Source organism: Ferriphaselus sp. R-1 (genome assembly GCF_000746095.1).
Taxonomy (GTDB): Bacteria; Pseudomonadota; Gammaproteobacteria; order Burkholderiales; family Gallionellaceae; genus Ferriphaselus.
Genome location: NZ_JQKP01000002.1, coordinates 102,665 through 118,343, shown reverse-complemented (window position 1 = coordinate 118,343; position 15,679 = coordinate 102,665). Strand labels below are relative to the sequence as shown.

General features: G+C 63.9%; 12 protein-coding genes. All 12 read right to left on the bottom strand.

What is annotated here, in order from left to right; genetic code table 11:
- Positions 1-55 precede the first annotated feature (55 nt).
- Complete coding sequence (locus DM08_RS02980; protein ID WP_035383151.1) at positions 56-3,163, bottom strand: efflux RND transporter permease subunit; 3,108 nt, start codon at positions 3,161-3,163, stop codon at positions 56-58.
- Complete coding sequence (locus DM08_RS02975; protein WP_035383150.1) at positions 3,164-4,303, bottom strand: efflux RND transporter periplasmic adaptor subunit; 1,140 nt, start codon at positions 4,301-4,303, stop codon at positions 3,164-3,166.
- The gene (locus tag DM08_RS02970; protein ID WP_237560204.1) at positions 4,300-5,925 is read right to left on the bottom strand and encodes an efflux transporter outer membrane subunit; all 1,626 of its coding nucleotides are present in this window, start codon (positions 5,923-5,925) and stop codon (positions 4,300-4,302) included. The genes DM08_RS02975 and DM08_RS02970 overlap by 4 nt, the downstream gene beginning before the upstream one ends.
- A gap of 150 nt (positions 5,926-6,075) precedes the next feature.
- A complete protein-coding gene (locus DM08_RS02965; RefSeq protein WP_035383149.1) occupies positions 6,076-7,275 on the bottom strand; it encodes an ABC transporter permease in 1,200 nt (399 codons plus the stop codon).
- A gap of 19 nt (positions 7,276-7,294) precedes the next feature.
- A complete protein-coding gene (locus tag DM08_RS02960) occupies positions 7,295-7,672 on the bottom strand; it encodes an HVO_A0114 family putative DNA-binding protein (RefSeq protein WP_035383148.1) in 378 nt (125 codons plus the stop codon).
- Positions 7,669-7,947: a toxin-antitoxin system TumE family protein gene (locus tag DM08_RS02955; protein ID WP_035383147.1), complete on the bottom strand. Its 279-nt coding sequence runs from the start codon at positions 7,945-7,947 to the stop codon at positions 7,669-7,671. The genes DM08_RS02960 and DM08_RS02955 overlap by 4 nt, the downstream gene beginning before the upstream one ends.
- 45 nt (positions 7,948-7,992) lie before the next feature.
- Positions 7,993-9,198, bottom strand: a complete 1,206-nt coding sequence (locus DM08_RS02950; protein WP_035383146.1) for an ABC transporter permease — start codon at positions 9,196-9,198, stop codon at positions 7,993-7,995.
- Positions 9,195-9,878 (bottom strand): ABC transporter ATP-binding protein, encoded by a 684-nt coding sequence (locus DM08_RS02945; RefSeq protein WP_035383145.1) that lies wholly within the window; start codon positions 9,876-9,878, stop codon positions 9,195-9,197. Before DM08_RS02945 ends, DM08_RS02950 begins: the two co-directional genes overlap by 4 nt.
- Positions 9,875-11,044 (bottom strand): efflux RND transporter periplasmic adaptor subunit, encoded by a 1,170-nt coding sequence (locus DM08_RS02940; RefSeq protein ID WP_237560203.1) that lies wholly within the window; start codon positions 11,042-11,044, stop codon positions 9,875-9,877. The genes DM08_RS02945 and DM08_RS02940 overlap by 4 nt, the downstream gene beginning before the upstream one ends.
- 12 nt (positions 11,045-11,056) lie before the next feature.
- The gene (locus DM08_RS02935) at positions 11,057-11,737 is read right to left on the bottom strand and encodes a DUF4197 domain-containing protein (RefSeq protein ID WP_035383144.1); all 681 of its coding nucleotides are present in this window, start codon (positions 11,735-11,737) and stop codon (positions 11,057-11,059) included.
- A 34-nt stretch (positions 11,738-11,771) separates the two neighbouring features.
- Positions 11,772-12,338 (bottom strand): TMEM165/GDT1 family protein, encoded by a 567-nt coding sequence (locus DM08_RS02930; RefSeq protein WP_035383143.1) that lies wholly within the window; start codon positions 12,336-12,338, stop codon positions 11,772-11,774.
- Positions 12,339-12,351: 13 nt separating this feature from the next.
- Positions 12,352-15,432: a DUF748 domain-containing protein gene (locus tag DM08_RS02925; RefSeq protein WP_161780254.1), complete on the bottom strand. Its 3,081-nt coding sequence runs from the start codon at positions 15,430-15,432 to the stop codon at positions 12,352-12,354.
- Between the last annotated feature and the right edge of the window lie 247 nt (positions 15,433-15,679).

Here is a 15,679-nt window from a genome sequence, read left to right as displayed (position 1 = left end):
ATCCCCTTCCGAAAAGACGGCGGCATCATACCACGCACCGCCTGCGGTTCAGGGATCAGGGCTGTTGCTCATCCGGTGCGCGGCTGGCTTCCTCGGCGAAGACGGGGAATAGCAACGGCAACAACAACAAGGTAAACAGCGTGGCGGAAACGATGCCGCCGACGATCACCACGGCGAACGGGCGCTGCGTCTCGGAACCGATGCCGTGCGACAGTGCCGCCGGCAGCAGGCCGATGCCCGCCATCAGCGCCGTCATCAGGATGGGTCGTAAGCGCATCACCGCGCCGTCCATCACGCTTTCAACCAGCGTCTTGCCGTTGCGCATCCCTTCGATGAACTGCTCGACCATGATCACGCCGTTCTGCACCGAGATGCCCGCCACCGCGATGAACCCCACCGCCGCCGAGATCGACAGATGCAGCCCGGCCAGCGCCAGCCCGCCCAGCCCGCCGATGGCGGTGAACGGCACCATCAGCAGCACCAGCAAGGATTTGCGCATGGATTTGAACGCCCAGAACAGCAGCACGAAGATGAGCAACACCGATACCGGAATGATGAACTTCAGGCGTTTGAGCGCTCGCTGCTGGTTCTCGAACTGGCCGCCCCACACCAGGTTGTAGCCGGCGGGCAGTTTCACCTGAGCCTTGACCTTGTCCATCGCCTCGGCTACGAAGCTGCCTTGGTCACGCCCGAGCAGGTTGGCCTTCACCGCCACCAGCCGACCCCCCGCTTCGCGTCCGATGCGCGCCGCACCTTGGCGTACACTGATGTCGGCGATGGAGCCGAGCAGGATGTTGCCGTTGCCACTGGGCAGAGCGATAGGCAGTTGCGCCACATCGTCCACCGCATCGCGGTACGACTTTGCAAGCCGCAGGGTGACATCGAAACGACGGTCGCCCTCGTAGAACACGTTCGCCGTCGTCCCACCCAGCGCAGCCTGGATGGTGTTGCTGACATCGGAGATATTGAGGCCGTAGCGCGACATGCGCAGCCGGTCGATGGTGATGTTGAGTTCGGCCTGACCGCCAATCTTGATGGCAGCCACGTCGGTCGCGCCCCGGATGCCGCGCAGCACGTTGGCGACCTGTTCGCTCTTGGCTTCCAGTATCTCCAGGTCCGGGCCGTAGATCTTGACCGAGATCTCGCCCTTCACGCCGGACAGGGCTTCCTCCACATTGTCCTGCACCACCTGCGAGAAATTGGTCGGCACGCCCGGCATCTGCTCGATCTTTTTGGTCATATCGGCGATCAACTGTTCCTTGTCGCTAAAGCGCCAGGTTTCGCGCGGCTTCATGTCCGCCATCACTTCCAGATTGTTGGTGCCCTTGGGATCGGTGCCGTCATCAGGCCGCCCCACTTGCGTGATGACATTGTTCACCTCGGGATAGGATTTGAGAATGGCGCGAACTTTCTGCTCTACCTCCTTGGTCTTGTCCAGCGCGGTGGCGGGCGGCAGGGTGATGGTCAGCCAGATGTTGCCCTCGTCCAGCTTCGGCAAAAACTCGCTGCCCAGCATGGGAGAGCCCAGCAATGCGATCGCCAACAAGCCCAAGGAATAAGCAACGATGAGCTTACGGCGTTCAGCCGCCCATACTAGCAAGGCACGATATCGCTCCTGCAAACGGTGCATCCAGTCACTGTGCTGCTCGGCTAGGTCGTATCTGCCCACGGCGTAGCTCAACAGTGCCGGAATCAGCGTCAGCGTCAGCAGGATCGCACCCAACAGGGCAAAACTCAGGGTGAACGCCATCGGCGAGAAGATCTTCCCTTCGACTCGCTGGAAGGTGAAGATGGGCATGAAGGCCAGGATGATGATGGCCTTGGCGAACAGCACCGGTGTGCCGATTTCGATGCTGGTGTGTTTGAGGATGTTCAGCCGTCCGGCGTAGGTATGGTGGCGCGCCACATCATCGGTTTTGGCCAGCGCCAGCCTCACCATCAGCGCCTCGACCAGCACCACGGCGCTGTCGATGATGATGCCGAAGTCCACCGCGCCCAGCGAGATCAGGTTGGCCGACACGCCGCGCGCATCCATCAGGATGAAGGCGAACAGCAAGGCCAGCGGAATGATCGCCGCCACGGTCAGTGCCGCGACCCAGTTGCGCAGGAAGATCACCAGGATAGCCACCACCAGCAGCGCGCCGACGATCAGGTTCTCGGTCACGGTGTGGACGGTATGACGCACCAGATCGGTCCGGTCGTAGTACGACACGATTTTCACGCCGGGCGGCAGCTTGTGGCCGAGCCGCTCTAGCCGTTCCTTGAGCGCTTCTACGATCTTGGTCGCGTTCTGCCCCTTGGTCATCTGCACGATGCCCTGCACCACATCGTCATGCTGGTTGAACGCCACCATGCCCGATTTCGAGCGATTCCCGATCAGGACCTCGCCGAGGTCGCCTACCAGTACGGTCTTGCCGGCATGGGCCGATACGACCACGCGCGCGATGTCGTCCACGGAGTGAAACAAGCCTATGGTGCGCAACACCAGCCATTCCTCGCCACTCTTCATCGCTCCGCCGCCGCTGTTGGCGCTGTTGGCACCGATGGCCTGGGCCACCTGGTCAATGGTGACGTTGAACTTGCGCAGCAGGAAGGGGTTGATCTGGACCTGGTATTCCTTGACCGTGCCGCCGAAGCTGACCACATCGGCGATGCCGGGCACCTGGCGGATGGCAGGACGGATCACCCAATCCTGCAAGGCGCGCACCTCGTTCATCGGCATATTGGCCGGAGCCTCCACCACGTAGCGGTAGATCTCGCCCACGGCATTGGTCAGCGGTGCCAGTCGGGGTTGCACGCCAGGAGGCAGGCTGATGTTGCTCAGCCGCTCCAGCGTCTGTTGGCGGGCGAAGTAATCTTCCGTGCCATCGGCGAAGGTCAGCGTCACCACCGACAGCCCGGAGATGGACACCGAGCGCAACTGCGTCATGCCCGGCGTACCGTTCATCTCCAACTCGATGGGCAAGGTGATGTTGCGTTCAACCTCTTGCGGGGCCAGCCCGCTCGCCTGCGTCACTACCTGGACCTGCACGTCCTGTACGTCCGGAAAGGCCACGATGGGCAGGTTCTGCACCGCGCTCCAACCGAAGGCCAGCAGCACGCAAGTCGCCACCAGCACGAACACGCGCTGTTGCAGGGAGAAGGTGATCAGCCGTTCCAGCATTTACTGATTGCCCAGTTCGGAGTTGAGCAGGAGTGCGCCGCTGGTGACCACCCGCTCGCCCTCTTTCAGTCCTGATTTGACGTAGCTGAACTCGTGGCCGCGCAGGGCGAGATCGACCCGGCGCTTCTGCAACACACCTGGAGCCGTCTCGACGAACAGGAAACTGTACAGCCCTTCGGTGATAAGTGCGGCATTAGGTACGCGCGGCAGGCGGTCACGCTCGCGCGCGATCGGGGTCATGCGCGCATACATCTCCGGCTTCAACCGCCCCTCTTCGTTCACGACCTCGCAACGCATCTGCACCCGGCGGGTAGCGGGGTCCAGCGCCCCGGCGATGACTGTGATGTGCGCCAGGAACGCTTCGCCCGGATAAGCATCCACCTCAACGATGGCTGCTTGCCCCACCTCGACCTTGCCCAGCTCGCGCTCGGGCAGATCGACCTGCACCCACAGGTGCAAAGGATCGGTGATGACGAACAGGGGCTGGGGCGCATCGGGGCGCACTTCGCTGCCAGAACTGATCTGGCGTTCGGTAACGGTACCCGCCAGCGGCGCGCGCAGCAGATAGTGGCCACTGTTGTGCGCGCCACCCAGATTCTCCAGCCGTTCTCTGGCGCGCTTGCTTTCGGCCTCGGCCAGACGCTGGTCGGCTTCGGCCAGTTCGACATCCTTTTGGGCGATGCTCTTGGCTTCCCACAGTAACTTCGCTCGTTCGAAGGCCTGCTGCTTGCGCAGCAGATCGGCTTCTGCCTTCTGGCTGTCGGACACCGCCAGCGCGAAATCCGGCGCATCGATCTCGGCCAGCACCTCGCCCTTCTTCACGCGGTCGCCCGGCTCCTTGAGGATGCGCAACACGCGCCCGGCGATGGGCGCGCTGACGCGCGCAGTCAGATTGTCGTCGTAAGCGATGTGGGCGTTCAGCGGCTCGATCAGCGGTACCGGCTCGGATTCCACCGGGCTGATGTTCAGAAAAGCCAGTTGCGGTGCGTTCGCCGGATACACCACGACATCATGGTTGCCTGCCACGGCAGGTCGGTTGGTCGGCGGCACTTCGGTCTGGAAGCGCTGCCAGAGCCAGTATCCGCCTGCGATCAAGGCGAGTGCGGATAGTACGGGTATCAGTCGTCTAACATCCTTCATCGGGTACTGGCTCCTGGTGTGGAGGCGGCCTGCTCGGCACGTCCTCCGGTCGATTCTAACGGTGCTCCGGTATCGGCAGGCCGGTTCCACCAGCCGCCACCCAGTGCTTGATACAGTGCGGCGCTGTCGCCCAGACGGGCGGCTTGCGCCTGGATCAGGTCGAGTCGCGCCAGCAGATAGCCCTGTTCAACCACCAGCCGATCGGCATAGCTGGCATAGCCGGTCTGGTAGCTCTTGAGCGCGATGGCCCGCAGTCTGGCGTTGGCCTGCTCGCTTTCCGCTGCCGCACGCAAGGATTCGGCATCGGCCTGGAGTGTGTGCAAGGTATCTGCGACGTTCTGCAAGGCCGCGATCACCGTGCCCCGATACTGCGCCGCAGTCTGTTCCAGCGCAGCTTGTGCTGCCCGCGAACGGGCTCGCAGGCTGCCGCCATCGAAGATGGTGTAGGCGATGTTGGCGGCCAGATTGAAGAAGCCGCCGCCGTGACGGAACATCCAGTCCGGTGTGCTGGCCATGCCGCCGATGTCGGCCAGCAGGGCGAACTGCGGCAAGGTCGCGGCGATGGCCACGCCGGTCTGGGCGCTGGCCACGTGCAGCTGTTCTTCCGCCGCGCGCACGTCCGGGCGCTGTTCGACCAACTTGGACGGCAAGGTCAGTGGCAAGTCTTGCGGCAGATGCAGCTCGTCCAGCCGCACCGTCTCCACCACCTCGTCGGGATCTGCGCCAACCAGCGCATTCAGCAAGTCACGCGCCTGCCAACGCTGCTTTTGCAACGGTGCCAGCGCCCGTTCGGCGGCGGACAGCACTACTTGCTGCGTCGCCACGTCGGCCTCGGAGGCATAGCCGAGTTTCTGCTGGCGCTCGACGATGGCCAGCAGCTCACGGTTTAGTTGCACCACTTCAGCCACTGCCTCGTACTGGGCACTCAACGCGGCCTCCTGCACGGCAGCGGCGACCACGTTGGCCGCCAGCGTGACGTAGGTCGCCTCCAACTGGAAACGCTGCAAACGCGCTTGTGCCTCGGCGGATTCGGCCAGCCGGCGGTTCAGCCCGAACACGTCCGGCTGGTAGCCGATGTTGAGCTGGGCGACATGGAAGTTGTAATAGGCCGGACCGTTGAACACCGGCCCGGCAGGATTGGCGTAGGTCTGGATGATCTTGCCGTTGCCCTGCACGCCGGGCGAGTTACCGCCCATGTTGCCCGCCAGTTTGTTGCGCGAGGGCGAGTAGCTGACCCCGATGCTGGGATAGAAATAGCCGCGCTGGACGATGACGTTCTCCTGCGCTTGCCGCAACGCTGCCTGCGCCGCCGCCAGATCAGGGTTGGCGCGGAAAGCGCGCTGCACCAGCGCGTTCAGCGCAGCTGAATGGAACTCTTCCCACCACGCAAATGCGATGTCGCGTGCCGGATCAAAGCGCTGTTGCTCGCCAAGCTGTGCCGCTGCCGCTACCGTGGCTGTCGGTAGGGGTTGGGAACTGTAGCTGGCTGCCTGGGGGGCATCCGGTCGCTTGAAATCCGGGCCGACCGCGCAACCGGCCAGCAGCAGGGTCGCCAGCGCTAACAGAGCTTTGCCTCGGAGGGTTCCGATCGTGATCAACCGAGGCAAGGGAATACACATCATGTTTGCTCAAAAAGCTCCGTCAACTCAGCCCAAGGCGGGAAATATCCCAGCGAACGCCATCCCTCAGCAGAGCAGTCGGGATTGGCCGCCGCACATTCTACTCAGCTCACCACTGGAAGTAATAAGGGAATCCCTGATATTGCGGGGTGGTCACTCGGTGCGCAGCGCTTCGACCGGATCGAGCAGGGCGGCGCGGCGGGCGGGCATGACACCGGCGAGCAGGCCGATGATGAGCGCACTGCTCTCAGCCAGTACGGCAAAGCCCAGCGGGGTATGCACCGGCAGTGCGGGGAACAGCGCGTGCAGCCCTTGTGCGATGCCGACTCCGAGCAGCAGCCCAGCCAATCCGCCCGCCGCCGCCAGCAACATGGCTTCGCCCAGGAACAGCAACAACACTTGCTGGCGCTGTGCGCCCAGCGCGCGCAGCAGGCCGATCTCGCCAGTGCGTTCGGCCACGGCCATGGTCATGATGGTGAGGATGCCGACACCGCCCACCACCAGCGAGATGCCGCCCAGTGCGCCGACGGCGAAGGTCAGCACGTCCAGCACCGAGCCCAGCACTTCCAGCGCCTGCTGCTGCGAGGTGAGGGTGAAATCCTCGCGCCCGTGGCGGGCGATGAGCAAGGCCCGCACCGCCGCCTCGACCCGCTCCAGCGACAGATTCTCGGGATAGACCAGATGGATCTCCATCAGGCCGGGGCGATTGAACAGCTCCATCGCCCGCGCCGTCGGGATGTACACCGCATCGTCCAGATCGAAGCCCAGCATCTGGCCCTTGGATTCCATCACGCCGATCACCCGGTAGCGCACGCCGCCCACATGCAGGTAGGCGCCCAGCGGATTTTCCGTGCCGAAGATTTCGGTGCGCACCTTGGAGCCCAGCACCACGAAGGCGCGCGCCTGCTCGGCATCATCGGCGGGCAGGAACTGGCCGCTGTCCACCTTCATCTTCCACACCCGCTGCATCGCTGACCCCACGCCGTACACCATGGTGCGGCGGCTGCGGGTCTGGGCGCGCACCTCGGCATTGCCAGTCACGGTGGGATCGAGCGCCTCGACCTGCGGCAGCCGAGCCAGCGCCGCTGCATCGTCCAGCGACAACTGCCGCACCGAGCCGAAGATGCCCACACTGCCGCCCTGTGTCTGGGTTTTGCCCGGCTGGATGGAGATGAGGTGCGTGCCGAACTGCGAGAATTCGGCCAGCACGAAACGCTGCAAACCCTCGCCGATGGAGGTCAGCAGAATCACCGCCGCCACGCCCACCGCGATGCCCAACCCGGTCAGGAAACTGCGCATCCGGTAGGACAGGAAGCTGGACGTGGTGAGGCGGAGCAGGTCGGCGAAGTGCATGGGCGAGTCCGGCGAGCGTTTAAGCCGCCTGCCTTTCCGGCAGTTTCATGTCCACCCGGATCTCGTCATAAGGTGCGAAAACCAGTCCGTCGCCAGTCTTCTCGACGGCCATCCACTCGATCAGTCGCTCGCAGTCGTTGTGGACGTTCTTGTAGTCGCGCTTGAGGGTGCGGGCGAGTTCGGCGACACTCATCGCGCCGTGGGTACGCAACGCGCCGATCAATTCCCAACGCTTGGGCGTGAATACGGAGAACAACTCGCCCACGTCGTCGAAGCTGACACCAAAATAGGGCTGGACCGGCGAGTTCTCGCGCACGGAGAGCATGGCATCGCGCGCACGGTCCAGACTGGCGGAAACAGGCTCGCCTACGGTCAGGTGCAATATGTTTTTGCTCATTTTGTCGCCTCCATCACGTCTTGCCAGAAATCTTGCAACAACTGAGTTTCGTCGCGGAACAAATAAGGCGTTTCGATCTCGCCTAGATGCTTGTGGTCGCCCTTGCCGCGCTCGTTGTCGTAACCCACGATGCGCTGGCCGTCGCGCACGAACACCAGCCGATACTTGAACGGATGCTCGGAAGGCGGCACGGGTTCAGGCACTTTCCAAACCACCAACTCGATGATGCCACCGGCATAACGGCGCTTCTCGCGGTAGAGCAGTTGGGCGTTCATGGCGGGATTATGGGTGCTCTAGATTTATGGTGTCAAGAACCATAGTCATCGCCTCGCCAGTGCCAACACCGGATCAAGCTGGGCGGCACGGCGGGCGGGCATGACGCTGAACAGGATGCCGGTGCCGAGGGCCGTACCGAGAGCCGCCAACACCGCCCACCAGGGCGCACCGACCGGCAAAGTCGGGTAAAGGTGGCCAATGATGGAGCTGCCCAGCTCGCCCAGCAGCCATCCGGCGACACTGGCCAACAGCGACAGCATGGCGGCCTCGACGAAGAACAAGCGGCGTATCTGCGCGGGTGGTGCGCCCAGCGCCTTGAGCAGGCCGATCTCCTGCGTGCGCTGGGACACGGCGATCAGCATCACGTTCATGATGAGGATGCCGGCCACGGCCAGGCTGATGCTGGCGATGCCGCCGACGGCCAGCGTCAATGCGCTGAGGATGCGGTCGAAGGTGGCGAGCACGGCATCCTGCGTGACCACGGTCACATCGCGTTCGCCGTGGCGTTCGGTCAGGATGCGCTCGGCCTCGTCGCGCGCCGGGATGATCTGCTCGCGGCTGTTGGCCTCGATCAAAATGCGCAGCAGCGAGCGGGTGTTGAACATCTGGTGGGCGGAGGCGATGGGCACGATGACGACTTCGTCGGTGTTGAAACCCATGGACATGCCCTGTCCCGCCAGGATGCCGACCACGCGGCAGCGCCGGTCACCCAGCCGCAGCCAGCTTCCGACCACGCGCTGCGCGCCGAACAGTTCGCGGCTGATCTTGCTGCCCAGCACGCATACCGGCGTGGCGATACGGGCATCGCCCTCGGGCAGGAAACTGCCCTCACCCATGCTCATGTGACGGATTGCCAGCAGGGAAGCGGTCGAGCCCAGCACCACGACTTCGCGGTTGAGCGCGCCGTTGGAAGCCTGCGCCGCGCCTATGCTCAGCGGGGCGTAGCGGCGGATGGCGGTGCTGCGCGCCAAGGCTTGAGCGTCTTCGAGGATAAGTTCGCGCGGTATCTGCCCGAGCAACATGCCGGGCGACACGCCTGCCGTCTCGGTGCGACCGGGAAATACGATCACCAGATTGCTGCCCAGCGAGGAGAACTGGCCGATAACGTAGCGCCGTGCGCCTTCGCCCAGCGCGGTGAGGATGACGACAGCCGCCACGCCGATAGCCATCGCCAACATCATCAGCAAGGTGCGGGTGCGCGCACCGCGCAGGCTGCCGGAAGCGAACTGGAGCGTGTCGGCGAGGTTCATGGCGCGACGCGCTTCGAGTCGGACTCCAGTTGCCCGTCCACCATCACCAGGCTGCGACCGGCGCGATCGCCGATCTCGTGGTCGTGTGTCACCAGGATCAGGGTCACGCCGCGCTCGACCAGCCCCTCCAGCAGCGTCATCACCTCGCGACCCGTGGCGCGGTCGAGATTGCCGGTGGGCTCGTCCGCCAGCAACACCGCCGGGCGCATGATGGTGGCGCGGGCGATGGCGACGCGCTGGCGCTGGCCGCCGGAAAGCTGTTCTGGCCTGTGGTCGGCGCGGTTGCTCAGGCCGTAGCTGGCCAGCAACTCCGCCACGCGCGGCTTGCGCTCTTCCGGCGGCACGCCCGCCAGGATCAGCGGCAACTCGATGTTCATCGCGGCGGACAGGCGCGGCACCAGGTGGAAAAACTGGAACACGAAGCCGATCTTGTCGCGGCGCACCTGCGCCTGCTGCACCTCGTCCAGCGCCGTCACGTCCACCCCGTCCAGCCGGTAAGTGCCGGAGGTCGGGCGATCGAGCAGGCCGATCATGTTGAGCAGGGTGGATTTGCCGGAACCGGACGGCCCCATGATGGAGACATATTCGCCCGCGCCGATGTCGATGTTCAGGTCGCGCAGCGCGGCGACTTGCTGGTCGCCGACGTTGAAACTACGGCAGACATGCTCCAGCCGGATCATTTGGAGACTGGCGCGCTTTCCGCCTGGGCGCGCACGCCTGCTTTCACGCCCTCGCGGTCGAACGAAGTGACGATGCGGTCGCCCGGCTGCAATCCGGCGCTGATCTCGGTGTGGCTCCAGTTGCCCAGCCCGACCGTCACCGCGCGGTCTTCCAGCACGCCGTCGGGGCGCAGCAGCAACACGCGCTTGCCTTCCTGCAAGGCTTGGGTCGGGATGCGCAGCACGCCGGGACGGCTCTGGTGCACGATCTCCACATCGGCGCTGTAACCGACCAGCAGACTCTCGCCGGTGGGCGGCGGGACGAATTCGACCTCGACCTCCACCGTGCGCGCCTGCTTCTCGATCTCGGTCACATAGGGCGCGATGCGGCGCACGCGGCCCTCGAACGATCTGCCCTTGAGCGCATCCAGCGTGATGCGCCCGCTCTGGCCGACTTGGAGATGGCCCGCGTCCACCTCGTCGATGGGCGCACTGACATAGAGGCAACTGTCGTCGATCAGATCGACGGCGGGCAACGTGGGAATGCCGGGCGGCGACGGTGTGGCGTATTCGCCCAACTCACCGCTGAGGTCGGCGACGATGCCGTCGAAGGGCGCGCGCAGCACCATGCGCTCCAGCGTCGCATCGGCCAGGGCGATGCGCGACTGCGCCTGCTTCAGGCCGTTCCGGGCGACATCGCACGTCGCCGCACGGGAGCGCGCTTCAGCCTCGGCCTTGTCCAGCGACTGCGGTGAGTAGAACCCTTGTTTGGCCAGGTCACGCGCCCGCTGGACATCACGACGGGCCGTGTCGGACAGGGCGCAGGCATCGTTCGCCTGAGTCTGAGCCGCGAGCAATTGTTGGGCTGCCAGTCCGCGCTGGGCTTGCAGGTCGGAGTTCCACAACTCCAGCAGCACCTCGCCCGCCTTCACGCGCTGGCCCTTCTTGACCTTCATCGCGGCGATCTGTCCACCGGCAGGCGGTGCCAGTTTGGCGCGGCGGCAGGCTTTCACTGTGCCCGCGCGAGTGTTGCTGACCGTGGCTTCGACCGCGCCGCGTTCGACCGTGGTCACGACCACCTTCAGCGGTGCCGGGCGGGTGGCGAGCCAGCCCAAGCCGACCGCGCCCACCAGCACGGCCAGTACCAGATATTTCCTGCGTCCAGCCAACACGCTCGACAGTTTCACGCTATCTCCCGTTCATTTCCCAATGGCACCGAACACCTTGGACAGCAGATTGCTCGCCTGTCCCACCGGGTCTTTGCGGATGGCTTTCTCTTCTTCGGCGATCATCAGGTACAGCCCGTCCAGCGCTTTCTGGGTGACGTATTTCTCGATGTTGGCCTGATTTTCGTCCAGCAAGCCGTAGCCCGCTGCTTTGCCCGCAAACTGGTCATATTTTTGCGCCAGCCCCACTTTTTCAGTGGCCTTTTGCACGATGGGCAGGAACTTGGCTGCCAGCGGTGTGCGCGTCTTGCCACGGAAATACTCAGTTGCCGCCGTATCGCCGCCGGTCAAAATACCCTTGGCATCCTGTACGCTCATGTCTTTCACCGACTGGATCAGCAGCGCCTTGGCTTCCGGCACCGCCGCCTCGGCGGCACGGTTCATGGTCAGCACCAGCTCATCGGCATACTTGCCGCCACCAAAGGTGCGCAACAGCTTATCCACCTGTTGCAGCGAATCCGGCAAGGGAATCTTGACCTTGGGGTTGCCCAGAAAACCATCCGCCTTGCCCAGCGTGGCGACCGCGTTGCCCGCGCCCTGGGTGAGCGCCTGCTTCAGCCCGGAGACCGCGTCTTTATTGGAAAGATCGGCCAGGCCGAGTGCCTGACTGAACGGGCTGGTCAACAACAGGACACATAGCAACAGAATACGCATGGAAAGCTCCTAAATAAGTGCGAGGGATTATGCCTCAGTTCCCGCCCCAGCCGAACAGCACGGCCAGACCGAGCACGACGAAAATGGCGGCGGCGATGGCGTGGATCTGCTTGCCCGGCAGTTTGCGGGCGAGGCGCTCGCCCAGCAGCACGACGGGCGCATTCGCCAGCATCATGCCTACCGTGGTGCCCATCACCACGGCGGTGAGCGAATCGAACTTGGCGGCCAGCGCGATGGTGGCGATCTGTGTCTTGTCGCCGATCTCGGCCAGGAAGAACAGGATCAGCGTGGTGCCGAACACGCCCAGCTTGCGAAAGGTCGGTTCGTCATCATCCAGCTTGTCTGGCACCATGATCCACGCAGCCATGGCCAGAAACGACAGGCCCAGCACCCAGCGCAGCACCTGCTCGCCCATCAACTGTGCCAGCCAGGCACCCAGCGCTCCGGCCAGACCGTGGTTGAGCACGGTGGCCACGAAGATCGCGGCGATGACCGGCCAGGGTTTCTTGAAACGCGCCGCCAGCAGCAGCGACAGCAATTGGGTCTTGTCGCCGATCTCGGCGATGGCCACGATGCCGGTTGAAACGAGAAATGCTTCCATGATGCCCTTACAGTTAACGGATGGAGAAAGCGACGCGGCTGGGCGGCAGGTCTTTTTCCGCCGGGCCGACGTGACTGCTGAGCAGGAACACGCGCTCGACCGCCACGCTGCCGGTCGAGGTGAGCCAGTCCTGCACGGCGCGGCCACGCGCATCGGCCAGCTCGGTCAGGTCGGCATCGGTCACGGCGATGTTCGCCAGCAACAGGGCTTCCATCTCGGCCACGGGGATGCTCTTCTGCATGCCGATGGCGTTGCGCGGTTTTCCCTTGATGTCTGCGTCGCCATAGACCTTTTCCAGCAAGTCCGGGTATTCCTCGGGCGTGATCACCACCTCGTCCACAGACACGCTGGATTTGCCGCGCCGGGCGCTGTCGGCCAGCTTGCGCGCCTTGAGTTTACGCAGCATCAGTTCGTGTTTCAGCCCGGCGCGGTCAGCCGCCACGTCAGCAAAGCCGGTAATCTCCATCTTCAGGCCGGGACGGTCGGCCATGGCCTTGCCCAGCGACTGCAGCTTGCCCTCCATGTCCGGCGTGAGTCGGCTGGAACCGGCGATGAAGGCCAGATTGGAGAGGTCTTCTCCGCCACCGAACAGGGAACCCAGCAAGGCGAACGGCGCCGTGACCGCCTTTACCACCAGATTGACCAGCACCTTGACCACGATGCCGCCGATGCTGAATTGCGGATCGTTGAGCGAGCCGGACAGCGGCAGGTCGAGGTCGATCTCGCCGCGCGAGTTCTTCAGCAAGGCGATCGCCAACCGGATCGGGATGTCGAGCACGCTGGGGTTGTCCAGCTTCTCGCCCAGCGTCAACTGGTCTAGGAAAATCTTGTTCTGCGCCTTCAGCTCGCCCTTGTCGATCAGGTAACTCACGTCCACCGACAGCTTGCCCTTTTCGATGGGGTAGCCGAGGTAGTGGCCAGAATAGCCGGACAAAGTAGGCAGATCAAGGCCGCGCGCGCTGGCTTGCAGATTGAGCGAAAGCAGCGAGGCAAAAGGATCGACCCAGCCCGCGATGTGCAGCGGCGCGCTCTTGTCCACCTTGCCAGAGATTTCCACGCTGCTCTGCTTGCCTGCCGCCAGTGTGCCGATGTTGCCCTTGAGGCTGGACAGCCGCACTGCATAATTCGGCTTGATGAATTCGTCGTTGAAATCCACCTCACCGTTGGCCAGGGTGATCTTGCCGATGCGCACCGGCAAGGCGGGCGCGGGCTTCACTGGCGCGGTCGCAACCGGGGCGGGCGGTGCCGCCGCTATGCTGGACGCAGGTGCCGGAGTCGGTTCAGCCGGTTTGTTGACGATGCCTTTCAGGTTAAGTTGGCCTTTGGAGTTCACCAGCAGTTGCGCGTAAAAGTCGCGCAGGGAAACCTCGCCGATGTTGACCGCGAAGGGCTGGGTGTTGAGCGCCAGCTTGTCCACCCGTAACAGTTTCCAGCGCAACATGTCCTCGGCATTGACCCGATCCAGCACATTGAAATCGTTCAGCGCCACGTCGCCATCCAGTTTGACCTGGCCGTTGGCGGCGTGGATGTCGCCGGTGAAGCTGGCATCGCCGCGCGTCAGCACTGCGTTCAAGCCTTCCGTGGCCCAGCCTTGCAGGGCGACCAGATCGAAGTGCTGAGCATCCAGCTTGAGATCGGCCTGCCCCGCCAGCGTGACGCTGCCTTCGGCGGCCAGCGATCCCTGTTCGTTCACCGTGGCCTTCAGCTTCACGGGGATGGGCGGTGGCGTGAGGCTAGTCAGCTTGCCGGTCTCGATCTGCACGTCAGCCAGCGTCAGCGCATGCGCATCCTTGCGGCCTTGATCGACGAACTGCAGCTTGCCGGACTCCAGCACAAACTTGTCCAGCGACCAGTTCCAGGCAGGCGCGAGCGCCTCGGTCTTTTCCACCTTGGCCGGTTTGGCGGGCGGTGTGGGCGCGGGCGTGGCGAAGGTTTCGACGATGTCCAGCTTACCCGCCGGGGTGCGCGCCAGATCCAGTTCCGGCGTGGCCAGCTTCACCCCGCCGACCTGCGCCATGTGCGCCTTCATATCCACCGCCAGCGCATCCAGACTGAGTTCCTGCCAGCGCAGGAAACGAGAGTCGGCGCGCTGGAAGGAAGGCATCGCGTCGGCCTGCGACTGGAGCGCGATGCGCTGCACCGCCACTTTCTGGCCGAACACATCGGCACGGATGCCGCCCAGACTGAGCAGCGGCACGTCTATCCCGAGCTTCTGTGCAGTCAGCGTGCCTTTGAGCTTCTTCACCGCCAGATCGCCCGTCACATTCAGCGAATCCGCTCCGCCGTTGCGGCGCTGGAACTGCACTTGCAGCTTGGTGCTCAGCAGCGCCGACTCCAGTGCGAGCGGCGACTGGAGGTAGCCGCTGATGCGGGTCAGGTCGAAATCGTCCAGTTCCACCGCCAGCATCGCATCCTGGCCAGCGGCGAACGGGCGCACCTTGCCGGAGAGATTGAAGTCGGCGCCATTGAGGTGGGCGCTGAACGCAGGCTGGACATAAACTTCCTCCTGCGACGGGGTGTTGGCGAGGAAGGGCACGCCGAGATGGATCTGGCTGACCGTCTGTGTCTCCCCGACCACCTGGTCGACCCACTCCACCTGACCGTCGTTCAGGGTGATGTTGCTCACCGAGAACTGCTGGGGCGGCCCGTTACTTGCAGGTTTTGCCGCCCACTGATCCAGCAGGTCGGAGATGTTCAAGCGCGTTTCCGACTCGCGCACCAGATGCAGCCTGGGCTGGTCGATGGTGACTTCCGACACGATGGGCATCAGCCGGAACAGCGAAGCCGAGGACAAGTTCACCCGCAAACGCCCAACCGATGCCACATCGCCCACCTTGAAACCTTCCACCGTCACCGCCAGCGCATACGGCGAAACCACGATGCGCTCGACCGTCACCGGACGTTTGAACTCGGTACTCAAGGCCGTTTCCAGTTGCGACTTGGCATAGCCGGGAAGCCAGAAGTAGCCGACCAGACCGAACAACAGCATGAATCCGGCGAACGCGATGGACGTGCGTTTGGCGATGCGGCGCGCGCGCGCATCGCGCCACAGCTTGAGGGCGGGATTGTTTACGGAGGTGTTAGTCTGTGTCATGGCATCTTCTTCGGTCATCATCCAGCCTGGCGGCAAGTCCGGTAGTGCGGAGCCGGATCGGCCCGCGATCGCTGCTTGAGCGATTCTGCTTGAAATTGGGGATGAGGTCGAGAGATACACAGCGTGTGGCCGGCTGACCTCCCTGCTGTCAGTGCGGATTTACGCCGCGTCCGTGTTGCCCTCCACGGGGAGACAAGGTACCATTCCCGCCCTTTCGCTTGACTGTAGAACATGGCGATAGTGTGTC